This window comes from Pseudomonas sp. GW822-FHT03F04, assembly GCF_058801405.1.
The window spans coordinates 768,683-789,850 of record NZ_JBXANF010000001.1 but is presented as its reverse complement, the minus strand read 5'-3'; the positions used below and the strand labels follow the sequence as shown (position 1 = coordinate 789,850).

The 21,168-nt window shown below is 60.8% G+C and carries 26 protein-coding genes; 16 read left to right on the top strand and 10 right to left on the bottom strand.

Annotated elements, in window-relative coordinates:
- Positions 1-63 precede the first annotated feature (63 nt).
- The 7 genes from scpC to AC1RMX_RS03710 all read left to right on the top strand — a co-directional run bounded on the left by scpC (position 64) and on the right by AC1RMX_RS03710 (position 5,737).
- Positions 64-1,557 (top strand): succinyl-CoA:acetate CoA-transferase ScpC, encoded by a 1,494-nt coding sequence (gene scpC / locus AC1RMX_RS03740; protein WP_493070469.1) that lies wholly within the window; start codon positions 64-66, stop codon positions 1,555-1,557.
- A 321-nt stretch (positions 1,558-1,878) separates the two neighbouring features.
- Positions 1,879-2,094: a DUF1127 domain-containing protein gene (locus AC1RMX_RS03735; RefSeq protein ID WP_003220409.1), complete on the top strand. Its 216-nt coding sequence runs from the start codon at positions 1,879-1,881 to the stop codon at positions 2,092-2,094.
- Between the two features lie 221 nt (positions 2,095-2,315).
- Entirely contained in the window at positions 2,316-2,561 is a 246-nt protein-coding gene (locus AC1RMX_RS03730; protein WP_493070467.1) for a DUF1127 domain-containing protein, read from the top strand.
- A gap of 135 nt (positions 2,562-2,696) precedes the next feature.
- Positions 2,697-3,014 carry a DUF2388 domain-containing protein gene (locus AC1RMX_RS03725; protein WP_085713004.1) on the top strand — a complete coding sequence of 106 codons (318 nt, stop codon included), beginning with the start codon at positions 2,697-2,699 and terminating at the stop codon, positions 3,012-3,014.
- Positions 3,015-3,121: 107 nt separating this feature from the next.
- The gene (locus AC1RMX_RS03720; RefSeq protein WP_096822459.1) at positions 3,122-3,430 is read left to right on the top strand and encodes a DUF2388 domain-containing protein; all 309 of its coding nucleotides are present in this window, start codon (positions 3,122-3,124) and stop codon (positions 3,428-3,430) included.
- A gap of 28 nt (positions 3,431-3,458) precedes the next feature.
- Entirely contained in the window at positions 3,459-3,779 is a 321-nt protein-coding gene (locus AC1RMX_RS03715; RefSeq protein WP_065260625.1) for a DUF2388 domain-containing protein, read from the top strand.
- Complete coding sequence (locus tag AC1RMX_RS03710; protein WP_493070465.1) at positions 3,776-5,737, top strand: DUF7844 domain-containing protein; 1,962 nt, start codon at positions 3,776-3,778, stop codon at positions 5,735-5,737. Before AC1RMX_RS03715 ends, AC1RMX_RS03710 begins: the two co-directional genes overlap by 4 nt.
- A gap of 70 nt (positions 5,738-5,807) precedes the next feature.
- Here the strand turns inward: AC1RMX_RS03710 and AC1RMX_RS03705 are convergent, their stop codons facing one another.
- From AC1RMX_RS03705 to trpB, 3 genes are all read right to left on the bottom strand, one after another.
- Entirely contained in the window at positions 5,808-6,251 is a 444-nt protein-coding gene (locus AC1RMX_RS03705; protein WP_102621142.1) for an anti-virulence regulator CigR family protein, read from the bottom strand.
- 120 nt (positions 6,252-6,371) lie between these two features.
- On the bottom strand, positions 6,372-7,184 hold the full coding sequence (trpA, locus tag AC1RMX_RS03700; RefSeq protein WP_493070463.1) for a tryptophan synthase subunit alpha: 813 nt from the start codon (positions 7,182-7,184) through the stop codon (positions 6,372-6,374).
- Entirely contained in the window at positions 7,184-8,416 is a 1,233-nt protein-coding gene (gene trpB / locus AC1RMX_RS03695; RefSeq protein ID WP_085713009.1) for a tryptophan synthase subunit beta, read from the bottom strand. Before trpB ends, trpA begins: the two co-directional genes overlap by 1 nt.
- 112 nt (positions 8,417-8,528) lie before the next feature.
- Between trpB and AC1RMX_RS03690 the strand changes: the two genes are divergently transcribed.
- Positions 8,529-9,446, top strand: coding sequence for a LysR family transcriptional regulator (locus AC1RMX_RS03690; protein ID WP_273539309.1), 918 nt, complete (start codon positions 8,529-8,531; stop codon positions 9,444-9,446).
- Here the strand turns inward: AC1RMX_RS03690 and AC1RMX_RS03685 are convergent.
- Positions 9,419-9,745, bottom strand: a complete 327-nt coding sequence (locus AC1RMX_RS03685; RefSeq protein WP_007953918.1) for an ElaB/YgaM/YqjD family protein — start codon at positions 9,743-9,745, stop codon at positions 9,419-9,421. The genes AC1RMX_RS03690 and AC1RMX_RS03685 overlap by 28 nt on opposite strands.
- Before the next feature lie 156 nt (positions 9,746-9,901).
- Between AC1RMX_RS03685 and AC1RMX_RS03680 the strand changes: the two genes are divergently transcribed.
- Entirely contained in the window at positions 9,902-10,117 is a 216-nt protein-coding gene (locus tag AC1RMX_RS03680) for a dodecin (protein WP_096822455.1), read from the top strand.
- A gap of 128 nt (positions 10,118-10,245) precedes the next feature.
- Complete coding sequence (locus AC1RMX_RS03675) at positions 10,246-10,470, top strand: DUF1161 domain-containing protein (RefSeq protein WP_096822454.1); 225 nt, start codon at positions 10,246-10,248, stop codon at positions 10,468-10,470.
- Positions 10,471-10,549: 79 nt separating this feature from the next.
- On the opposite strand, the gene AC1RMX_RS03670 is transcribed toward AC1RMX_RS03675, so the two are convergent.
- A complete protein-coding gene (locus tag AC1RMX_RS03670) occupies positions 10,550-11,551 on the bottom strand; it encodes an LLM class flavin-dependent oxidoreductase (RefSeq protein WP_493070460.1) in 1,002 nt (333 codons plus the stop codon).
- Between the two features lie 241 nt (positions 11,552-11,792).
- Between AC1RMX_RS03670 and AC1RMX_RS03665 the strand changes: the two genes are divergently transcribed.
- Complete coding sequence (locus tag AC1RMX_RS03665; protein WP_493070458.1) at positions 11,793-12,224, top strand: OsmC family protein; 432 nt, start codon at positions 11,793-11,795, stop codon at positions 12,222-12,224.
- 102 nt (positions 12,225-12,326) lie between these two features.
- Positions 12,327-12,566, top strand: coding sequence for a DUF1161 domain-containing protein (locus AC1RMX_RS03660; RefSeq protein ID WP_074689739.1), 240 nt, complete (start codon positions 12,327-12,329; stop codon positions 12,564-12,566).
- A 6-nt stretch (positions 12,567-12,572) separates the two neighbouring features.
- On the opposite strand, the gene AC1RMX_RS03655 is transcribed toward AC1RMX_RS03660, so the two are convergent.
- Together AC1RMX_RS03655 and AC1RMX_RS03650 are read right to left on the bottom strand one after the other, a co-directional pair.
- A complete protein-coding gene (locus tag AC1RMX_RS03655) occupies positions 12,573-12,992 on the bottom strand; it encodes a PA0061/PA0062 family lipoprotein (RefSeq protein WP_493070456.1) in 420 nt (139 codons plus the stop codon).
- Positions 12,993-13,032: 40 nt separating this feature from the next.
- A complete protein-coding gene (locus AC1RMX_RS03650; protein WP_096822451.1) occupies positions 13,033-13,455 on the bottom strand; it encodes a PA0061/PA0062 family lipoprotein in 423 nt (140 codons plus the stop codon).
- Positions 13,456-13,514: 59 nt separating this feature from the next.
- Here AC1RMX_RS03650 and AC1RMX_RS03645 point away from each other — a divergent pair, with 59 nt between their 5' ends.
- Positions 13,515-14,600 (top strand): aminopeptidase, encoded by a 1,086-nt coding sequence (locus AC1RMX_RS03645; RefSeq protein ID WP_493070454.1) that lies wholly within the window; start codon positions 13,515-13,517, stop codon positions 14,598-14,600.
- Between the two features lie 3 nt (positions 14,601-14,603).
- Here AC1RMX_RS03645 and AC1RMX_RS03640 read toward each other — a convergent pair whose 3' ends face one another.
- Positions 14,604-15,254 carry an HAD family hydrolase gene (locus AC1RMX_RS03640; protein ID WP_096822449.1) on the bottom strand — a complete coding sequence of 217 codons (651 nt, stop codon included), beginning with the start codon at positions 15,252-15,254 and terminating at the stop codon, positions 14,604-14,606.
- 28 nt (positions 15,255-15,282) lie between these two features.
- Positions 15,283-15,828: a gamma carbonic anhydrase family protein gene (locus AC1RMX_RS03635; RefSeq protein ID WP_085647197.1), complete on the bottom strand. Its 546-nt coding sequence runs from the start codon at positions 15,826-15,828 to the stop codon at positions 15,283-15,285.
- A 62-nt stretch (positions 15,829-15,890) separates the two neighbouring features.
- Here AC1RMX_RS03635 and prlC point away from each other — a divergent pair, with 62 nt between their 5' ends.
- The 3 genes from prlC (at position 15,891) to AC1RMX_RS03620 (ending at position 20,420) form a co-directional block, all read left to right on the top strand.
- A complete protein-coding gene (prlC, locus tag AC1RMX_RS03630; protein WP_170929373.1) occupies positions 15,891-17,969 on the top strand; it encodes an oligopeptidase A in 2,079 nt (692 codons plus the stop codon).
- Positions 17,966-18,256: a YheV family putative zinc ribbon protein gene (locus AC1RMX_RS03625; RefSeq protein ID WP_007953955.1), complete on the top strand. Its 291-nt coding sequence runs from the start codon at positions 17,966-17,968 to the stop codon at positions 18,254-18,256. Before prlC ends, AC1RMX_RS03625 begins: the two co-directional genes overlap by 4 nt.
- Before the next feature lie 112 nt (positions 18,257-18,368).
- Positions 18,369-20,420 carry a M3 family metallopeptidase gene (locus AC1RMX_RS03620; protein ID WP_493070451.1) on the top strand — a complete coding sequence of 684 codons (2,052 nt, stop codon included), beginning with the start codon at positions 18,369-18,371 and terminating at the stop codon, positions 20,418-20,420.
- Here the strand turns inward: AC1RMX_RS03620 and AC1RMX_RS03615 are convergent.
- Complete coding sequence (locus AC1RMX_RS03615) at positions 20,407-21,051, bottom strand: dual specificity protein phosphatase family protein (protein ID WP_096822447.1); 645 nt, start codon at positions 21,049-21,051, stop codon at positions 20,407-20,409. The two genes, AC1RMX_RS03620 and AC1RMX_RS03615, sit on opposite strands and share 14 nt — an antisense overlap.
- Positions 21,052-21,168: the final 117 nt, after the last annotated feature.

Genomic DNA, 21,168 nt, shown 5'->3' with positions numbered 1-21,168 from the left:
ACAGGCGCCCGCGAAATTCACTAGACTGCGCATCCTGCTACTCGCTGCCCGAGAAAATAATCCATGTACCGTGACCGTATTCGCCTGCCTTCGTTGTTGGATAAAGTGATGAGCGCCGCCGACGCTGCTGCGCTGATCGAGGACGGCATGACCGTCGGCATGAGCGGCTTCACCCGCGCTGGCGAAGCCAAGGCCGTTCCCCATGCACTGGCCGAGCGAGCCAAGGTCACGCCGCTGAAGATCAGCCTGATGACCGGTGCCAGCCTGGGCAACGACCTCGACAAGCAACTGACCGAGGCCGGCGTCCTGTCACGGCGCATGCCATTCCAGGTCGACAGCACCTTGCGCAAGGCGATCAACGCCGGCGAAGTGATGTTCATCGACCAGCACCTGTCGGAAACCGTCGAGCAACTGCGCAACCAGCAACTGAAGCTGCCGGACATCGCCGTGATCGAAGCCGTGGCCATTACCGAACAGGGCCACATCGTGCCGACCACCTCGGTGGGCAACTCGGCGAGCTTCGCGATCTTCGCCAAACACGTGATCGTCGAGATCAACCTGGCACACAACGCCAACCTCGAAGGTCTGCACGACATCTATATCCCGACCTATCGCCCGACCCGCACGCCCATCCCGCTGGTAAAAGTCGACGACCGCATCGGCAGCACCGCGATCCCGATCCCTCCGGAGAAGATCGTCGCGATCGTCATCACCCAGCAGTCGGATTCGCCGTCCACCGTGTCGGCGCCGGATGTCGACACCAAGGCCATCGCCGATCACCTGATCACCTTCTTCAAGCAGGAAGTCGATGCCGGACGCATGACCAACAAGCTCGGCCCGTTACAGGCCGGGATCGGCAACATTGCCAACGCGGTGATGTGCGGGTTGATCGATTCGCCGTTCGAAGACCTGACCATGTACTCCGAAGTACTGCAGGACTCGACCTTCGACCTGATCGATGCGGGCAAGCTGAGCTTTGCCTCGGGCAGTTCAATCACATTGTCGGAGCGGCGCAACAGCGACGTCTTCGGCAACCTGGAGAAGTACAAGGACAAACTGGTGCTGCGCCCGCAAGAGATCTCGAACCATCCGGAAGTGGTTCGTCGCCTGGGCATCATTGGCATCAACACGGCGCTCGAGTTCGACATCTATGGCAACGTCAACTCCACCCACGTCTGCGGCACGCGGATGATGAACGGCATTGGCGGTTCGGGTGACTTCGCGCGCAACGCACACCTGGCGGTGTTCGTGACCAAGTCGATCGCCAAGGGCGGCGCGATTTCCAGCGTAGTGCCGATGGTCAGCCACGTCGACCATACCGAACATGACGTCGACATCCTGGTGACCGAGGTCGGTCTGGCCGACCTGCGCGGCCTGGCGCCACGTGAGCGCGTCCGGGTCATCATCGACAACTGTGTGCACCCGGATTACCGCCAGGCACTGAACGACTACTTCACAGCAGCCTGCGCCATCGGCGGCCACACCCCGCACATCTTGCGTGATGCTCTGAGCTGGCACATCAATCTGGAAGAAACCGGACGCATGCTGAAGGCGTAATCCGCACAGATTTTCCGCTGGCGCAAACACAGTTTCGCCAGCGGGATTCTGAAAACCTCCATTACCGTCAAAAACTGTACTGCTGTACCGGTCTTTTCCTAAGGCTTTTGCCTACTCGAATCACCGAATTGAGCAAAAATGCACCAAATAGGCGCAGACAGGTACAGTTTGCGCAATTTTGACCCGTACACCCCCTATAAACAGTTAACTGGTCACTCACAATACAAGTGAACTGTATCTAGAGAGTCTGGCCAAACGAGAGGATCATGGGCACCAGTTAAACCACTACCTAATCCCGCCACAAGCGGAAGGATGTCAACCATGGAACGTACACTCAGTTCCGAACTGTTCTTCGAAGACAAAGCTGCAAAAACCCAGGCTTCCCTGCCTCTGCGCGTTATCGCCAACCTGATGCTGTGGCAGCGCCGCATCTCCAGCCGCCACCAACTGGCTCGTCTGGATTCGCGTCTGCTGGCTGACGCCGGGATTAGCGAAGCACAACGCTACGAAGAGCTGAGCAAGCCGTTCTGGCGCTAAGTAGCGTCGCTGGCTCTGGTCGCTAGACCCAGCGCCAGCAACCCGAATTGAACACACAAGACCCGTCGCGGGAAACCGCGACGGGTCTTGTCGTTTTGGGCCCGGAAAACATCCGGTACAGGGGCCTGTATCAATGACAGGTACAGTTTTAATTAATAAACAACTGAACCAGTACAATTTCACTGTGGTGTATCTACCGTGCTCATTGCATTCGGCTCAACATGACCTTCCGCCTCCATCGGCAAAAGGAAGACGTCATGAATCACTTACAGGATGTTTCAGCAGTCGCGGTCGAACGCTCTCCTCGCTTCGGTCTCCTTCGACGGCTATTCAGGGGTTTCTGGCAAGGTCTGGAGCGCGCCAGGACGCGGCGCCTGCTGGCTCAACTCGATGGGCGGGATCTCGCCGATCTGGGTCTCAGCCACGCCGATCGGCAGAACGAACTGGAGAAACCCTTCTGGCGCTAGCATTTTGCCCTCTGTGCGAAACCTCCCACACAGGCCTAATATCCGGGCAGAACGTGGCGAATGCCGTGCGACTGGCGTCTGACTTCCCAGACACCAAGCCACCTCTCAATACGATATTTCCAGAGGAGTTACACCATGTCCCGTCTTCGCCTGCTCAGCGCTGCCGCCCTGCTGGCCGTGGCTGCCAATGCCAGCGCTACCAGCTTCATCGTGACCACCGACGCCGTTGTTGGCGCGCTGAAGTCCTCTTCGGACGCGACTTCCGACGTCAGTTCTTCGCTGCGTGACAACAAAGTCGTGATCGCTGCCCGTGACGACGCTGCCAGCTTCGTTGCCAGCGAAGGCCAGATCCGCGGCGTGAAGCTGGAGAGTGCTCTGGACCTCATCCGCCATCAGGCCCCGCAACTGAATGCGACCGACGCACAACTGGCACAAGCCATTCTGGCGATCTGAGCCGGCATTGCTGGAAGGGACACGCCCGTCGTGTCCCGATGTTTCGCCGCTGGCTCTAGACCGGGCATTGCGCTAGCCTTGGGGCTCGCTAACAGCTCCTGAGACTCATGCGTTTTCTTTCAAATCTGCTTATCCCTTCTGTTCTGGTCACTGTCTGCTGGACGACCTCGGTCGATGCCTTTGACGTCTCGACGCAAAACACCGTTGTCAGCGGTTACGCCACCAGCATGGTGTCTTCCGCGCCTTTCGACCGTAAACTGCTGCTCGCCGCCCACGACGATGCGGCGGCATTCGTTGCCAGTGACGGCCAGTTGCGAGGCGCTCAGCTGGAATCCGCGTTGCATTACCTGCGCAAATCCCGGCCAAAACTTCATGTAAGCGACCTTGAACTGGCACAGGCAATTCTCGTCCAATAGTTATTCTTGCCCCCTCCGGAGTCGTTCCATGCGTAGCCCGCTGATTGCTGCCGCCCTTGGCCTGTTGTTGTTGGCCGATATGGCCCAGGCGCACACCCTGGTAGCCACCAGTAACATCATCGTTCGTGCCTCCCAGCGCACCATCGATTTCACTTCCGATACCACCACTTCGATCCGCGATTCGAAAATCATCCGCGAAGCCCACGATGACGCCGCCAGCTTCGTCGCCAGCAACGGTGATATCCGTGGCGCGCACCTGGAAGCCGCCCTCAACACCCTGCGCACCCGCGTGCCGGAAGCCCGCGACGCCAGTGATCAGGTACTCGCCGAAGCCATCCTCGCATTGTGAAGTCTCTCAGCGCCTGGCTGCTGGCCGGGGCGCTGCTGCTGATCGGCAGCAACGCCCACGCCAGCCTGCAACTGCGGCTCAAGACCGACGGCCTGAGCCCCGCCCAACAACAGGCCAGCCAGGCGTTGCTCGATGAAGCGATGCAGAAACTGCCGCCCAGCTTCATCGAACGCCTGGATCGACGCATCGATGTCGGCTGGACCGACGACATGCCCGCCAATGCCTATGGCCAGGCGACGCTCGTCTCCGAGCTGGACCTGAACCGCAGACTGCTCGCCAGTCTCACCGACGGCAGCGCGACCACGCAAAAAACCAATCGCCCCCACGGCACTGTGCGGCAGGAACTGCTGGCCACGGTGCTGCACGAAATCACCCATATCTACGACCGTGCACGCCTGTGGCCGGCCGCCGAACGCACGCTGATCCAGCGCTGCACGCGCCGCAACAACAGTGCCGGGCTGATCGGCCTGCCGGATGAGTGTCGGGGTCAGAATGACCGGCGCTTCACCCTCAGCGATGACCCGCGCCTGCTCGATCTCGCCGGCTGGCAGCAATACGTCGGCCGCCGTGGCGAACGTGAACAGCACAACCGGCAGATCGCCCGCAGCCCGGACCTGTACGAGATCTCCAGTCCGAAGGAGTTCGTCGCGGTCAACATGGAGTACTTCCTTCTCGACCCGAGCTACGCCTGCCGCCGGCCCGCGCTGTACCGCTATTACCAGGAACACTTTGGCTGGGCGCCGCCGGAAAAAGACACCTGCGCCAAATCCTTCGCCTTCCTCAATGCCGGCAACGACTTTGCCAAACAGCCGCTGGGCCAGGTCGATCCGGAGCGGGTCTACGCCATCGACTACCTGCTGGCCGAAGCGAACCAGAACTGGGTCAGCCGCTGGGGGCACAGCATGTTGCGCCTGGTGATCTGCGCCCCGGGCCGGCCACGCGGACCGGATTGCAGACTGGATCTGGACCAGCATCTGGTGCTGTCCTACCGCGCATTCGTCGGCGATGTGCAGCTGTCGAGCTGGGACGGACTGGTCGGAAAATACCCTTCGCGTCTGTTCGTCCTGCCGTTGGCGCAGGTGATCGACGAATACACCAAGACCGAACTGCGCAGCCTCGCCTCAGTGCCGCTGAACCTGTCCCGCAGCGAGATCGAAGACGTGGTCGAACACGCCGCCGAAATGCACTGGAGCTACGACGGCAACTACTTCTTCCTGTCCAACAACTGCGCGGTGGAAAGCCTGAAACTGCTGCGCAGTGGAAGCAACAATGCACAGCTCACCGGCCTCGACAGCATCATGCCCAATGGCCTGTTGGAAGTGCTCAAGGGCCGAGGCCTGGCGGATACCAGCGTGCTCGACAATCCCAAAGAGGCGTTGCGCCTGGGTTACCGCTTCGACTCGTTCCGCGATCGCTATCAGGCAATGTTCGAGGTGCTGAAGAAGCAATTGCCGATCAAGCAGACCAGCGTCGAGGAATGGCTGTCGCTGTCTGCCGAAGAGCGGCGGCCATGGTTCGAACGCGCGGACCTGCGTACCAGCGCCGCATTGCTGCTGTTGGAGCAGGCAAGCTTCCGTCGCCAGTTGCTGCTGGCCCAGGATGAGGTCAAGCAACGCTACCTCGGTGCCCGGGAACTGGAAAACGGCGGCATGGACAAGGCCAACGCAACGTTGCAGCAGATCCTCGCCAACAGCGGCTTCCTCAGTCGCCCGGCAGAACTGCTCGACTCTCGTGGTTATGGCCTGCCACAACCCAGCGAGTTCAGCCGACTGGAAGCCGAAAGCAGTCAGCGCCAGAAACAGCTACTGGTGCTGAGCGGTGATCTGGACAAGGAAGTGCGAGCGCTGCTGGAACCGAAGCGGGCAGCGGAGATTGCCGCCAACGAGGCCAACGTGAAGCAGATCGGCGAGCATTTGCGCAAACTGCACAAAGCCTCGGGTGGCCTGGAGCTTCCCTGAAAAACCACTCCCCTGAAAAACAAAAGACCGCAGCCTGCGAAAGGCTGCGGTCTTTTTTATTGCCTGCAAATCAGTACAGAACACCATCCAACACTTCGTAGACGATCCCGGTACCGATCGCGATCAACACGATATCGCCACCGGCCCGACGCCATTCATAGCCCGGATACACCGGCAAACGTCCCAACGCCCGGGCATCCAGCCGCTCGCCGTAATAGCCGTGCGGCAACGGCCGGCCGCGTTCCAGGCGAATACCCGGCGGCGGAGGTGCACCGCGAACGAAGTAGCCGTGATTGTCACGAATCACCTGACGCACCGGCCCGAAGTCGCGCGGTGGCGGGCCACCCCGATGGCTGCTTTGCCAATCATGGTGATCGCCACCGCGATTGTCGTACTGACCCTGTTGCGGGCCGCCGTGGTCGTGATCGTCGCGTGGGTCAGCGCTGGCCAGCAGCGGCGTCGCGCTGATCATCAGCACGCCCAGACTGGCAATCAGACGTTTCGGCATTTTCATGGATTTTCCTCACTGCACTAACAGCAAAAAGGGACTCAGAACGTGGTTCTGAATCCCTCGGTCTTGCTTGATTAGTCTGTGCCGCGAGGTGCTAATTCCTCTGTATCAGGAACTTTACCTTCAGCTGACGCGGGCCTTACGCACGCCTTCGGACAGTGCCGAACACAGGCTCAGTACGCCGTCGATGGCCTGTTCCGGCGTGGTCGCATTGGCGATGTGATCGATCAGCGCCGACCCCACCACCACGCCATCGGCCAGACGCGCGATGGACGCAGCCTGCTCCGGCGTACGGATACCGAAACCGATGCTGATCGGCAGGTCGGTATGACGACGCAGACGCGCCACCGCTTCCTCGACATGTTCCAGAGTCGCCGCACCGGCACCGGTCACACCGGCGACCGACACGTAGTAAACGAACCCGGAGCTGCCGTTCAACACTTTCGGCAGACGTGCATCATCCGTGGTCGGCGTAGTCAGGCGGATGAAGTCGATGCCTGCAGCCTGGGCCGGGTGGCACAGCTCCGAGTTGTGCTCCGGCGGCATGTCGACCACGATCAGGCCGTCAACGCCGGCCTCTTTGGCTTCGGCGATGAAGCGTTCGACACCGAACTTGTGGATCGGGTTGAAGTAACCCATCAATACCAGCGGCGTATCGCTGTTGTCCTTGCGGAACTCGCGGACCATCTGCAGGGTTTTGATCAGGTTCTGTTTGGCCCCCAAGGCACGGATGTTCGCCAGCTGGATCGCCGGACCGTCGGCCATCGGGTCGGTGAACGGCATACCCAGCTCGATCACGTCGGCACCGGCTTTCGGCAGGCCCTTGAGGATCGCCAGCGAAGTGTCGTAATCCGGATCACCGGCGGTGACGAAGGTCACCAGTGCGGCGCGGTTCTGTTGCTTGAGTTCGGCAAAGCGGGTTTGCAGGCGGCTCATCAGTGTTTCTCCTGCTTGGAAGTTTCCATGTGGTGCATGACGGTCTGCATGTCTTTGTCACCGCGGCCGGACAGGTTGACCACCATCAGGTGATCCTTCGGCAGCTTCGGCGCGCGTTTGAATACTTCAGCCAGGGCATGGGCGCTTTCCAGTGCCGGAATGATCCCTTCCAGACGGCAGCACTGGTGGAATGCCGCAAGGGCTTCGTCGTCGGTCACCGAGGTGTACTGGACGCGGCCGATGTCATGCAACCACGCGTGTTCCGGGCCAATGCCCGGATAGTCGAGGCCGGCGGAAATCGAGTGGGCGTCGATGATCTGACCATCGTCGTCCTGCAGCAGGAAGGTTCGGTTGCCGTGCAACACACCCGGTACGCCGCCGTTGAGGCTGGCCGCGTGTTTGCCGGTCTCGATGCCGTAACCGGCGGCTTCGACGCCGATGATTTCCACGCTCTTGTCGTCGAGGAACGGGTGGAACAGGCCCATGGCGTTGGAACCGCCGCCGATGCACGCCACCAGGCTGTCCGGCAGGCGACCTTCCTGAGCTTGCAGCTGCTCGCGGGTTTCCTTGCCAATCACCGCCTGGAAGTCGCGAACCATAGCTGGGTAAGGATGCGGGCCGGCCACGGTGCCGATCAGGTAGAAGGTGCTGTCGACGTTGGTCACCCAGTCACGCAGTGCTTCGTTCATCGCGTCTTTCAGGGTGCCGGTACCGGCGACCACCGGGATCACCTCGGCGCCCAGCAGCTTCATGCGGAACACGTTGGCCTGCTGACGTTCGATGTCAGTGGTGCCCATGTAGATCACGCAATCCAGACCGAAACGCGCAGCCACGGTGGCGGTCGCCACGCCGTGCATGCCGGCGCCGGTCTCGGCGATGATGCGTTTCTTGCCCATGCGCCGCGCCAGCAGGATCTGGCCGATGCAGTTGTTGATCTTGTGCGCGCCGGTGTGGTTCAGCTCTTCGCGCTTGAGGTAGATCTTGGCGCCACCACAGAACTCGGTCAGGCGCTCGGCGAAGTACAGCGGGCTCGGACGTCCGACGTAGTCGCGCTGGAAGTAGGCCAATTCCTCTTTGAACGCCGGATCTTCCTTGGCCGCTTCGTACTCGCGGGCCAGGTCGAGGATCAACGGCATCAGGGTTTCGGCGACGTAACGGCCGCCGAACGAGCCAAACAGGCCGTTGGCGTCAGGGCCGTTACGCAGATCGGAGGTGTTCGAAGTCTGGGTCATGGTTCGCTCCAGCGGATTTCACGAGAAGACAATGGCGTTCACTCTACCCCTGACCTTGCAGGCTGAAAACCGATAAGATCGCCACAACCCGTCAGGAAAACTCACAGATATCATGAGCCATGACCTTCCCCCGCTGAACGCCCTGCGCGCCTTCGAAGCCACCGCCCGGCTGAACAGCGTCAGCCAGGCCGCCGAGCAGCTGCACGTCACCCACGGCGCGGTCAGCCGCCAGCTCAAGGTGCTTGAAGAGCACCTGGGCGTCAGCCTGTTCGTCAAGGACGGTCGCGGCTTGAAACTCACAGATGCCGGCATCCGTCTGCGCGATGCCAGCGGCGAGGCGTTCGACCGCTTGCGCAGTGTTTGTGCCGAACTGACCCAAAGCACCGCCGACGCTCCGTTCGTGCTCGGCTGCTCCGGCAGCCTGCTGGCGCGCTGGTTCATTCCGCGACTGGGAAGGCTCAATGCCGATCTGCCGGACTTGCGTCTGCACCTGTCGGCCGGAGAAGGCGACCTCGATCCGCGCCGCCCGGGACTCGATGCCTTGCTGCTGTTCGCCGAACCGCCATGGCCGGCGGACATGCAAGTCTACGAGCTGGCCAGCGAACGCATCGGCCCGGTCATGAGCCCGCTGTTCAGCGGCTACCAGCACCTGAAATCGGCGCCGCCCACTGCCCTGCTCGGCGAACCCTTGCTGCACACAACCTCACGCCCGCAAGCCTGGCCGAGCTGGGCGCAGCAAACCGGCCTCGACGCCAAGGCATTGAAGCTGGGCCAAGGTTTCGAGCATCTGTATTACTTGCTGGAAGCGGCCGTCGCCGGATTGGGCGTGGCGATTGCGCCGGAACCCTTGGTGGCCGAAGACTTGAAAGCCGGGCGCCTGGTCGCGCCATGGGGCTTTTGCGAAACCCCGGCGCAACTGGCGCTGTGGCTACCCAAGCGCGCCGCAGACGGACGCGCCCGGCAACTGGCGCAATGGCTCAAGAACGAGCTACGCCAGGCGGATCACTCGCCGCGCTTGAACAGCAGATAAGCGGCCAGCAGACCCAGTGCCCCGACCGCCACACCGGCAGTCGTCCACGGATGTTCCTGCGCATAATCACGGGTGGCGATCCCGGTTTCGCGGGTTTTGACTTTGACTTCTTCGTAGGCATCGCTGAGCAGGCTGCGCGAATGTTTCAGCGCACTTTCGGCGTTGCCCTTGAGCGCCTTGAGGGTCTTGCGCGACTCGTCCGAAGCGTCGTCTTTCAGGCTTTCCAGCGACTTGAGCAGACTCTCGATCTCCGCTTCCATGCTTTGCAATGAGGCTTTGCGTAACGAGGTGTTGGCCATGGTGGCTCTCCTGCATTGGTGATGAGTGGCGTGTGTTGTTTGGGACTTCGCGGGTTCTGGAAAGTGCAGAAAATCTGAACTCGCCTTTCCCGAAGCGAACGAAATCAACACTGCAAATCGCTGCTAGGCTCAATTCCACACGTCAAGGAGATCGCCATGAGTGACCATCACACCTACAAGAAAATCGAGCTGGTCGGTTCGTCCCCCAGCAGCATCGAAGACGCCATCAACAACGCGCTGGCCGAGGCCGGCAAGAGCATCAAGCATCTGGAATGGTTTGAGGTGGTCGATACCCGTGGCCACATCAAGGACAACAAGGCCGCCCACTTTCAAGTGACCCTGAAAGTCGGGTTCCGGATTGCCAGCAGCTGAGTTTGGTCTACGCTTCTGAACTTGCGCGCTGGCCGAATGCCATAGGAATGGCAAAGCGCTACAGGGTGAGCGCATCGGGTAGATCGCTCGATGCCCGCCTCTTTTAATCCGACCAGGGAGTGCGACCGATGAAGAAGTTCATGTTGGCAGTAGGTTTGTTGAGCCTTGCGGGTGGTGCGTTTGCTGCCGGCAAGCCCTGTGAAGAAGTGAAAGCCGCGATCGCGGCAAAACTGGATGCGAAACACGTCTCCGGTTATTCGCTGGAAATCGTCGATAAAGGTGCTGCCGCTGGCGGCAAGGTCGTCGGCAAATGCGAGGGCGGCACCAAGGAAATCGTCTACAAGCGTGGTTGATCGGGCCTGAAATGCAAAAGCCGACGCAATGCGTCGGCTTTTTTGTGCCCGGCTATCTTTTTTGCACAACTATCGGACCTCAGCCCTTCATCACCTGCGCCAGCAATTCGTAGGAATGCAGGCGATCGGCGTGTTCGTACAGGTCGCAGGTGAAAATCAGCTCATCCGCCTGAGTCTGTTCAATCAGCACCTCAAGTTTTGCGCGGATTTTCTGCGGGCTGCCGACCATCGCCAGACCGAGGAAATCACCCACCGCCTCACGCTCGTGAGGCAGCCACAGGCCGTCCATGGTTTTCACCGGCGGACGCTGCACCAGACTTTGCCCACGCATCAGCGCGAGAATTCGCTGGTACACCGAGGTCGCCAGGTAATCGGCCTGCTCGTCGGTGTCGGCGGCCACCAGCGGCACGCCGAGCATCACGTACGGCTTGTCGAGCACCTCCGATGGCTTGAAGTGGTTGCGGTAGACGCGAATCGCCTCGTGCATGAAGCGCGGTGCGAAATGTGAGGCAAAGGCGTAGGGCAAACCGCGCTCGCCGGCCAGTTGCGCACTGAACAGGCTGGAACCCAACAGCCAGATCGGCACATTGGTGCCGGTGCCCGGCATCGCGATCACACGCTGATCCGGCGTACGCGGGCCGAGGAAACGCGCCAGTTCGGCCACGTCTTCCGGGAAGTCGTCGGCACTGCCGGAGCGTTCACGGCGCAGGGCTCGGGCGGTCATCTGGTCGGAGCCGGGCGCGCGGCCCAGGCCGAGGTCGATCCGCCCCGGGTACAGGCTTTCAAGGGTGCCGAACTGCTCGGCAATCACCAGCGGCGCGTGATTGGGCAACATCACGCCGCCAGAGCCGACGCGGATAGTCGACGTGCCGCCGGCCAGATAGCCCAGCAGCACCGACGTCGCAGAACTGGCGATGCCGTCCATGTTGTGGTGCTCGGCGACCCAGAACCGGGTGTAGCCGAATTTTTCGACATGCTGCGCCAGATCCAGCGAGTTGCGCAGCGACTGGGCCGGGCTACCGTTCTCGCGCACCGGCACCAGATCGAGGGTGGAAAACTTTACGTCGGACAGTTGCTTCATAAACCTGCATCTCCGATTGAGGGCGCAGGTTTGTTCTTGGCGAACGCAAACCTGCCCAATTCATAAGCGTGTTCTGTGCAATAAGGGCATATACCCGAGTTTCAATAGCCGATCCGAAATTTCCTACTAAAAAAGTCAACGATTCAGATGAGCTGAACTTTGTCCCGGCGTCTATCCTCAGAAGCCTTGCAAGCAGAAACCCTGATGGCGCGGCGTTTCGCGCCGATTTGAGGAGGCACACATGGCTATCGTGAAGAAGGCATCCGCACATTGGGAAGGTGACCTGAAAACCGGCATCGGCTCGATCTCCACCGAAACCGGCGTCCTGCGGGAAGCGCCGTACGGCTTCAAGGCCCGCTTCGAAGGCGGCAAGGGCACCAACCCGGAAGAACTGATCGGCGCCGCCCATGCCGGCTGTTTCTCCATGGCGTTCTCGATGATCCTCGGCGACGCCGGGCTGAAGGCCGAAAGCATCGACACCCAGGCCGAAGTCACCCTCGATCAGGTTGAGGGCGGTTTCGCGATCACCGCCGTGAAACTGATCCTCAAGGCGAAGATTCCCGGTGCAACCCAGGCGCAATTCGAGGAGCTGAGCAACAAGGCCAAGGAAGGATGTCCGGTATCGAAGGTGCTGAACGCGAAGATCAGCCTGGATGCGTCACTGGTCGGTTGATTGACTTGCGCCGAATCAGAACCCGCCAGGCAAAAATGTGGTCGAATAAATGACAGCAGCTTTCGCGCATCTTCGTGCGCGCTGCTCCCAGGAGCTTCAACCATGAAACGTTTTGCCTTGGCGGTTATCTGTGGCGTGCTGGCGACGTCGGCCTTCGCGGCGCCAAAAGATTGCGAAGAACTCAAGCAAGAGATCGAAATCAAGATTCAGGCGAATGCCGTGCCCTCCTACACCCTGGAGATAGTCTCCAAAGAGGAAGCCGAAAAGCACGACGTCGCCATGATCGTCGGCACTTGCGACAACGGTACGAAGGCCATCATCTATCAGAAGAACGACCGCTGATTCAGGTTAGATGGCGCAATAGGTGTCGCGATCCTCGGCAACAATTTCCCGCTTGGCGTTATACAGCCGGGCACTGGGAGTAAACATCAGGGAGCGACCCTCCAGCACATAACGCTGACCCGCTTCGAAATGGTCGAAGCGGATGGTCAGGTAGCACAGGCGCTCCACGGGGTCGTTCAACAGACCGCCGCCTCCACCAGGCGCCTCGAAATCGAAACGCACCAACAACTCATGGCTGCCGGGCGTTACCTGGAAAAAACGTCCGTCAGTCAGGCGCTGCTTGTCGAGACGTTCGGCCATCAGCAATTTTCCGCCCGGGGTCGGCGTCGAGAACTCGACCCAGGCCATGTTGGGATCGATCGGAGGCATCGGCGTCTGACAACCGGCGAGTAAACCGGCAACCAGTAACAGCATCGTCTTGCGCATGATGAATGTCCGTGAATTCGGACATCCAGCATAACGCCGATCAGGTGCGCTGACAGCCTGCCGGTTTGCCCTGACCGACTACGTTGCGCTGCTGGTCATAGAGTTTGGCCCACGGCCGGAAACCGATATTGCCGGCCTGGAGCTGATAGCGTTGGCCGGCGTTGAAGTCCTTGAATGTCACGTTCAACTGGCAATCGCGCCACAGGGGCTCCGCGTCGGGGCCGATGTTGGTTGCCTCCACCGGAAACTGGTAACGCACCTTCAGTTCATGACTGCCGGGTTGTACTTCGAAGTAACGTTTGTCAACGGCAGCCTTCTTGTCGACTTCCAGCGCTTGCAGCGCCGTGTCCTGTTGCCGTGTATCCAGGTCGATCCAGGCTTGCGTGGGGTCGGGCGAAGGCATTCCGAATCCGGCACAACCGGCCAGCGTCAGCAGGCCTCCCGTCAGTATCAACATGCGCATGGCGGAGCTCCAATGGGCGGGATAGTCTTGCGATCAGACTTTCCGGGGGATTTCTTATTGTGATCAGGCCGTTTCCAAGCCTTGGGTTACTTGATCGCGTTTTGCGGGTTTTGTTTCCGAGCACATTGCTTTTGCTGCTCAACGGTTGTTCCAGCGTCAGCTATTACAGTCAGTTGGCCAGTGGTCAGCTGCAATTGCTGCGGGCTCGCGAGCCAGTGGCCGAGGTGATCGCCGACCCGAGCCGGGACGCCACACTGCGTGCCCACCTGGCCCAGTCGCAGAAGGCCCGGGACTTCGCCAGCCAACACCTGCACCTGCCGGATAACCAGAGCTATCGCCTGTACGCCGATATCCATCGCCCATACGTGGTGTGGAACGTGTTCGCCACCCCGGAGTTTTCCCTGAGCCCGCAAAACCATTGCTTCCCGATTGCCGGCTGCGTGGCCTATCGCGGCTACTACAGCCAGAGTGCGGCGCGGGGCGAGGCGGCGATTCAGCGCTTGCAAGGCATGGACGTGTCGATTGGCGGCGTCGAGGCCTATTCGACCCTGGGCTGGTTCAATGATCCGATCCTCAACTCGATGATGGGCTGGGGTGACGAACGGTTGGCCACGCTGATCTTCCATGAGCTGGGCCACCAACGTTTCTATGTGAAGGACGACACCGAGTTCAACGAGTCTTACGCGACCTTCGTCGAGCAGGAAGGCACCCGGCAGTGGCGGGCGTTTCGTGGCTTGCCGCCAGAGAACGATGCCCAGCTCAAACGACGGGATCAGTTCATTCAACTGATCCTCGACACCCGAACCCGGCTGGAGAAGCTGTACGCCCAGTCGATGCCCGTCGAACACATGCGCGAACGCAAGGCTGCCGAGTTCGAACGGTTTCGCCGGGATTATCGGGCGATGCGCGACAGCCAGTGGGCCGGAGACAAACGCTACGACGCCTGGGTCAATGCGCCGCTGAACAATGCGCGGTTGTTGCCGTTCGGGCTGTATGACCAGTGGGTGCTGGCGTTTGCAGCCTTGTTCAGGCAGGTGGGCGGGGATTGGCTGAAGTTCTATGCACAGGTGGAGAAACTGGGCGGATTGCCGGCTGACAAGCGAAAGACAGCCCTGCGTGAGCTGGCCGCCCTTCGCTCCGATTGACGATCAGCGCTGCAGAAACGCCTGATGCAACTCGGCCAGGGTTTCGAAGTGATAAGCCGGTGCCTCGGCGCTCAGCTCTTCATGGCTGCCGAAACCATACCCCACCGCCGCGGCATCCAGACCGTTGCTGCGGGCGCCGATCAGGTCGTGCTTGCGGTCACCGATCATCAGCGTATTGGCCGGGTCCAGTCCTTCTTCTGCGATCAGGTGGGCAATCAGCTCGACCTTGTTGGTACGGGTGCCATCCAGTTCGCTGCCGTAAATCACCTTGAAGTGTTTGGCGAAATCGAAGTGCCGGGCGATTTCCCGGGCGAACACCCACGGTTTTGAAGTCGCGATATACAGCTGCCGGCCTTGGCCACTCAGGGTTTCCAGCAATGGTGTGACGCCCTCGAACACCCGGTTCTCGTACAGACCGGTAACCTTGAAACGCTCGCGATAGAAATTCACCGCCTCCCACGCCTTGGCTTCATCGAAACCATAAAACTGCATGAACGCCTGCAACAGCGGCGGGCCGATGAAGTGTTCCAGTTTGGTCAGGTCCGGCTCATCGATACCGAGTTTGCTCAAGGCGAACTGGATGGAGCGGGTGATGCCCTCGCGCGGATCGGTCAGGGTGCCATCGAGGTCGAACAGTACGGTCTGGTAATGCATGAAAAATCCCGGGCAATAGAGAGAAAAGTCAGAGCTGGTCGTAGCCTTCGGCCAGATGCAGGTCCTTGAGCTTCACGTAGTTCGCCGCGCTGTAGGTGAAAAAGGCGTTTTCCTTGTCGGTCAGCGGGCGAACCTGCTTCACCGGGCTGCCCACGTACAGGAAACCGCTTTCCAGGCGCTTGCCCGGTGGCACCAGGCTGCCGGCGCCGATGATCACGTCGTCCTCGACCACCGCGCCGTCCATGACGATGCTGCCCATGCCGATCAGCACGCGGCTGCCGACGGTGCAGCCATGCAGCATGACCTTGTGGGCGATGGTCACGTCGTCACCGATCAGCAGCGGAAAGCCGTCCGGATTGAACGGGCCGGCGTGGGTGATGTGCAACACACAGCCATCCTGCACGCTGGTGCGTGCGCCGATACGGATGCGGTGCATGTCGCCGCGGATCACCGTCAACGGCCACACGGAGCTGTCTTCGCCGATTTCGACGTCGCCGATCACCACCGCGGAGCCGTCGACAAAAGCGCCTTTGCTCAAGCGTGGGGTGTGATTCTGGTACTTGCGAAGGGACACGATTAGTTCTCTCTCTGTCGCCGATAGCTGCGGTGGGTGTCGATTGTAATTAAGATGGGCGCATGTTTCTTCCAGCCAAGGTGCCAACCGTGAGCGTGAACAACCCTCTTCTGCAGTCCTACGACCTGCCGCCGTTCTCCGCGATCCGTGCCGAACACGTGCAGCCGGCCATCGAAACCATCCTGGCCGACAACCGCGCCGCCATCGCCGAGATCCTCAAGACTCAGGGCCAGAACCCGACCTGGGCCGGGCTGGTGCTGGCGATGGACGAACTCAATGATCGCCTGGGCGCTGCCTGGAGCCCGGTCAGCCACCTCAATGCCGTGTGCAACAGCGCCGAACTGCGTGAAGCCTACGAGTCGTGCCTGCCGGCCCTGAGCGCCTACTCCACCGAGATGGGCCAGAACCGCGAGCTGTTCCAGGCTTATGAAGCCCTGGCCAACAGCCCGGAAGCCGCCGGTTTCGACGTGGCGCAGAAAACTATCCTGGAACACGCCCTGCGCGATTTCCGCCTGTCGGGTATCGACCTGCCGGAAGCCGAACAGAAGCGCTACGCCGAAGTGCAGAGCAAGCTGTCCGAGCTGGGCAGCCGCTTCTCCAACCAGTTGCTCGACGCCACTCAGGCCTGGACCAAGCACCTGACCGATGAAGCCGCCCTCGCCGGCCTGACCGATTCGGCCAAGGCGCAAATGGCGGCTGCCGCACAGGCCAAAGGCCTCGACGGCTGGCTGATCACCCTGGAATTCCCGAGCTACTACGCGGTGATGACCTACGCCCAGGACCGTGCGCTGCGCGAAGAAGTCTACGCCGCCTACTGCACCCGTGCGTCGGATCAAGGCCCGAACGCCGGCCAGAACGACAACGGCCCGGTGATGGGCGAAATCCTCGACCTGCGTCAGGAGCTGGCAAAGCTGCTCGGTTTCTCCAGTTTCTCCGAGCTGAGCCTGGCGACCAAAATGGCCGAATCCAGCGACCAGGTGCTGAGCTTCCTGCGCGACCTGGCCAAGCGCAGCAAACCGTTCGCTGCCCAGGATCTGCAACAGCTCAAGGCCTACGCCGCCGAACAGGGCTGCGCCGATCTGCAAAGCTGGGACAGCGGTTTCTACGGTGAAAAACTCCGTGAACAACGCTACAGCGTCGCCCAGGAAACCCTGCGCGCCTACTTCCCGATCGACAAAGTGCTGGGCGGTCTGTTCGCTATCGTTCAACGTCTTTACGGTATCGAGATCGCCGAACTGAAAGGCTTCGATACCTGGCATCCGGACGTACGCCTGTTCGAGATCAAGGAAAACGGCCAGCACGTCGGCCGCTTCTTCTTCGACCTCTACGCCCGCGCCAACAAGCGCGGCGGTGCGTGGATGGACGGCGCCCGCGACCGTCGCCGCACCCTCGACGGCGTGCTGCAAAGCCCGGTGGCCAACCTTGTGTGCAACTTCACCCCGGCCGACAGCGGCAAGCCTGCGCTGCTGACCCACGATGAAGTGACCACCCTGTTCCACGAGTTCGGTCATGGCCTGCATCACCTGCTGACCCGCGTCGAGCATGCCGGCGTATCGGGCATCAACGGCGTGGCGTGGGATGCAGTCGAGCTGCCGAGCCAGTTCATGGAAAACTGGTGCTGGGAGCCAGAAGGCCTGGCGCTGATTTCCGGCCACTACGAAACCGGCGAGCCGTTGCCGCAGGATCTGCTGGAAAAAATGCTCGCAGCGAAGAACTTCCAGTCCGGCCTGATGATGGTGCGTCAGCTGGAGTTCTCGCTGTTCGATTTCGAACTGCACGCCACCCACGGTGACGGTCGCAGCGTCGCGCAGGTGCTGGAAGGCGTGCGCAACGAAGTCTCGGTGATGCGCCCTCCGGCCTACAACCGCTTCCCGAACAGCTTCGCGCACATCTTCGCCGGCGGTTACGCGGCGGGTTACTACAGCTACAAATGGGCGGAAGTGCTGTCGGCAGATGCCTTCTCCAAGTTCGAAGAAGACGGCGTGCTCAATGCCGACACCGGTCGCGCCTTCCGCGAGGCGATCCTGGCCCGCGGCGGCTCGCAGGAGCCGATGGTGCTGTTCGTCGACTTCCGTGGCCGTGAGCCATCGATTGACGCACTCTTGCGCCACAGCGGCCTGAGTGAGGACGCGGCAGCATGAGTGAGGCACCTGTGAAGACCAAAAAACGCTTTATCGCCGGGGCCGTCTGCCCGGCGTGCAGCGAGCCGGACAAGCTGATGATGTGGAGCGAGGACGATGTCCCGCACCGCGAATGCGTAGCGTGCGGCTATAGCGATACGCTGAACGCACAAGGGTTGTCGGTTCCAAAAGAGCTGGGCACGCGGGTCAACACCAGTGCGCTCAAGCCTGCACCGGACAAAACGGTTCAGGCAGTGCAGTTCTTCCCGAATCCGAAGCTGAAGAAAAAGCCCGACGAGCAACACTGATCCAGAACCACCTTCTGCCGAATCCCGGTGGAAGGTGGTATTGGCTTAACACCTGTCCCCTGCACTTGCTTCGTAGGCTGGCCGTTTCCGCCATGCCTCGAAGGAAGCTGCCATGCCTGACTCCAATCCCCTCCTGCAACGCTGGACCCTGCCACCCTGGCCGGATATTCGCGCCGAGCATCTGCTGCCGGCGATCAACAGCATCATTGCCGACAACCGACAAATCATTGCGCAAGTGATCGCCAGTCAGGCCGAGCACCCCGGCTGGGATGATCTGGTGCTGAGCATCGATGAAGCGGATGCCCGTCTCAATGAAGTTCGCTCGATTCTCGAAACGTTGTCGATGGTCAGGTCCGACGATGCCACGTGGCTCGTGGAAAGCGCCAAGACGCATCTGGCAATCAATCAGTATCGTTCCGAAAAATCCCGCAATCGCCCGCTGTACGAGGCCTACCAGCGTTTGGCGCGGAGCTCGATCGCGGCCAACTTCGATGAGTCACGCAAGATCGTGCTGGCGCGGATACTGCGCAAATTCAGGCAGTCGGGCATCGAGCTTCCCACTGAGCAACAGCAGGAACTGGCCCGGTTGAACCTTGAGATCGGCGGCCTGGAATCCGTGTTTTTGACCCACCTCGAACGCTGGGCCGAGACCTGGAGCAAACGTATCGACGACGTTGCACTGCTCGCGGGCCTGTCACCGGCGATGAGGGATCGCCTGGCGCGCGCCGCACGCGAGGCCGGCCATGACGGCTGGCTGATCCGTCTGGATCAGAACACCTGCAATCACATCCTCAAGTACGCCGAGAACCGTGCCTTGCGGGAGGAATGCTGTGTGGCCTACGCGACCCGCGCCTCCGATCAGGGGCCGTTGGCCGGCCGCTTCGATAACGGCCCGGTACTGACGGCGTTGCTTGCCTTGCGCCAACAGAAAGCCCGTTTACTTGGCCACGAAAACGCCGCGCAACTGACGCTGGCAAAAACCATGTCCGGGACGACAGCGTGGGTCAGTGATTTTCTCCAGCGCCAGGTTGCGCAGTTGGCGCCGGCTCTCGAGCAGGACGCCATACAACTGGCCGCCTTTGCGTTGCAACGCGGCATCGACCGGATTCAGCCATGGGATGAAGACTTTCTCGCCGAACAATGGCGCCAGCAGCAGTTTCCCGGTGCGCTGGACGACCTGCGTGATTACTTCCCGCTCGAGGGCACCCTGCGCCGGCTCTGTCTGTTCTGTGAGCGCATGTTCGGGATCCGCATCGTCGAGCAAATCAGCGGCAGGCACTGGCATGACGATGTACGGCTGCTGGAAATCAGCGAGCACAAGCAAGTCATCGGCTACATCTACCTCGACCCGTTTCACCGCGACAACGCTGCGGATTTCGCCGGCACCTCCACGCTGCGCAACCGCCGGATCAATGCCGAAGGGCGCCCGGCGCTCCCCATTGCTGTGCTCTACAGCAATTTCACTCCGGCCACTGACAGCCATCCGTGCCCTCTCGAACTCGACGACCTGCAGGTACTTTTTCATGAGTTTGGCCACTGCCTTCAGCACGTACTGACGCGTTCACCTCATCACACCCTGTCCGGCATCCTGCAACTGGGCCATGAGGCAGCGGAATTCTCCGGGCAACTGTTCGAGCAGTGGTGTCAGTCGCGAGAGTTTGTGCTGTGGCTCGGCGCGCATTTCCAGACCGGCGAGCGCCTGAGTGCTTCACGGGTCGACGCCGCCCTGACGGCCAGTCAGGCCCACGCCAGCCGACAAAAAGCCTTGCTGCTGATGGGCGCGATCATCGATTTCGAGCTGCACCTGACCCACGGCGATGGGCGCTCTGTCGAAGCGGTTTGCGCCGACGTGCAGAGGACGATGATTCACCTGCAACTACCGGACGGTCACCGGTTCGCCAATGGTTTCGATTACATGGTGACCCAGTACGACGCCTCGGTTTACGCCTATGTCTGGTCAGGGGTGCTGGCTCAAGAAGCGTTCAAACGCTTCAGTCATGACTGGGTGTTCAGGCCGCAGACCGGCCGGGCGTTCCGGGAAACGTTCTTTGCACCCGGGGCCGGGCGCCCGTTACTGGAAGCAGTGAAAGCTTTCGTCGGCCGGCCGGTCAGTGAAGACGTGGGTGCCGGCCGTTCGATCATCCGGCGGGTTACTTCAGATTGACGGTCTGGAACCAGCTCTTCATCGAGCAAGTAGCGAACGCACTGGTGCTGCAATCGCCATTGGCCAGTGCGGTACGCAGCTTCTCGACATCAGCCTGCATGACGTAGCGAACGCCGTCCTTGAAGTGACCGCTTTCACCGAAACCGCCCTGGGTCATTTCGTTCAGGGCGTCTTCCTTGCTCCAGCCTTGCACCACGATGCGATACATCGCGGCCATCAGGCCGGTGCGGTCGGAGCCGTGCTTGCAATGCATCAACACCGGGCCGTTGGCTTCGGCGGTCTGGATCGCGCGCAAGGTCTTGAGCACGTCGCTGTCATCGACATGATTGGTGCGATACGGCAGTTGCACCTGATTGATGCCAGGAGCGTTCAGCCAACTCGAATCCGCCTCTGGCAGAAAGTTGATGACCGTTGCCACTTTCAGGTTTTGCAGCAACGGCACGGCACCGGCGTCAGGCAGCGCACTGCGATAAAGCGTGGGCGACATCTGAAAGAAGTTGTATTTCACTTCGACCGGTTGCGCCCATTCCGGAGGACGAGAAACCGGCGCATCTGCGGCATGGGCCGGGATCGAGCCGAGCAGGGCAAGCAGCGAGAAACAGATCGCAGAGGAAAAACGCTTCAAGGACATGCTGAGTGGTGACCGTGTGGGATTCGTCAGTGAGGGCCGCAGCTTGAGGGTTGTCCAGTCAAATCCCTGTGAGGCGTTTGTCAAAGAAACGTGAAGCCAGGGACATCCTTCGTCGCA

Bases quoted from the DNA above. Each gene is read 5' to 3' on its own strand.
- scpC (WP_493070469.1), top strand. From the start codon at position 64: ATGTACCGTGACCGTATTCGCCTGCCTTCGTTGTTGGATAAAGTGATG.
- AC1RMX_RS03735 (WP_003220409.1), top strand. From the start codon at position 1,879: ATGGAACGTACACTCAGTTCCGAACTGTTCTTCGAAGACAAAGCTGCA.
- AC1RMX_RS03730 (WP_493070467.1), top strand. From the start codon at position 2,316: ATGACCTTCCGCCTCCATCGGCAAAAGGAAGACGTCATGAATCACTTA.
- AC1RMX_RS03725 (WP_085713004.1), top strand. From the start codon at position 2,697: ATGTCCCGTCTTCGCCTGCTCAGCGCTGCCGCCCTGCTGGCCGTGGCT.
- AC1RMX_RS03720 (WP_096822459.1), top strand. From the start codon at position 3,122: ATGCGTTTTCTTTCAAATCTGCTTATCCCTTCTGTTCTGGTCACTGTC.
- AC1RMX_RS03715 (WP_065260625.1), top strand. From the start codon at position 3,459: ATGCGTAGCCCGCTGATTGCTGCCGCCCTTGGCCTGTTGTTGTTGGCC.
- AC1RMX_RS03705 (WP_102621142.1), bottom strand. From the start codon at position 6,251: ATGAAAATGCCGAAACGTCTGATTGCCAGTCTGGGCGTGCTGATGATC.
- trpA (WP_493070463.1), bottom strand. From the start codon at position 7,184: ATGAGCCGCCTGCAAACCCGCTTTGCCGAACTCAAGCAACAGAACCGC.
- trpB (WP_085713009.1), bottom strand. From the start codon at position 8,416: ATGACCCAGACTTCGAACACCTCCGATCTGCGTAACGGCCCTGACGCC.
- AC1RMX_RS03690 (WP_273539309.1), top strand. From the start codon at position 8,529: ATGAGCCATGACCTTCCCCCGCTGAACGCCCTGCGCGCCTTCGAAGCC.
- AC1RMX_RS03685 (WP_007953918.1), bottom strand. From the start codon at position 9,745: ATGGCCAACACCTCGTTACGCAAAGCCTCATTGCAAAGCATGGAAGCG.
- AC1RMX_RS03680 (WP_096822455.1), top strand. From the start codon at position 9,902: ATGAGTGACCATCACACCTACAAGAAAATCGAGCTGGTCGGTTCGTCC.
- AC1RMX_RS03675 (WP_096822454.1), top strand. From the start codon at position 10,246: ATGAAGAAGTTCATGTTGGCAGTAGGTTTGTTGAGCCTTGCGGGTGGT.
- AC1RMX_RS03670 (WP_493070460.1), bottom strand. From the start codon at position 11,551: ATGAAGCAACTGTCCGACGTAAAGTTTTCCACCCTCGATCTGGTGCCG.
- AC1RMX_RS03665 (WP_493070458.1), top strand. From the start codon at position 11,793: ATGGCTATCGTGAAGAAGGCATCCGCACATTGGGAAGGTGACCTGAAA.
- AC1RMX_RS03660 (WP_074689739.1), top strand. From the start codon at position 12,327: ATGAAACGTTTTGCCTTGGCGGTTATCTGTGGCGTGCTGGCGACGTCG.
- AC1RMX_RS03655 (WP_493070456.1), bottom strand. From the start codon at position 12,992: ATGCGCAAGACGATGCTGTTACTGGTTGCCGGTTTACTCGCCGGTTGT.
- AC1RMX_RS03650 (WP_096822451.1), bottom strand. From the start codon at position 13,455: ATGCGCATGTTGATACTGACGGGAGGCCTGCTGACGCTGGCCGGTTGT.
- AC1RMX_RS03640 (WP_096822449.1), bottom strand. From the start codon at position 15,254: ATGCATTACCAGACCGTACTGTTCGACCTCGATGGCACCCTGACCGAT.
- prlC (WP_170929373.1), top strand. From the start codon at position 15,891: ATGTTTCTTCCAGCCAAGGTGCCAACCGTGAGCGTGAACAACCCTCTT.
- AC1RMX_RS03625 (WP_007953955.1), top strand. From the start codon at position 17,966: ATGAGTGAGGCACCTGTGAAGACCAAAAAACGCTTTATCGCCGGGGCC.
- AC1RMX_RS03620 (WP_493070451.1), top strand. From the start codon at position 18,369: ATGCCTGACTCCAATCCCCTCCTGCAACGCTGGACCCTGCCACCCTGG.
- AC1RMX_RS03615 (WP_096822447.1), bottom strand. From the start codon at position 21,051: ATGTCCTTGAAGCGTTTTTCCTCTGCGATCTGTTTCTCGCTGCTTGCC.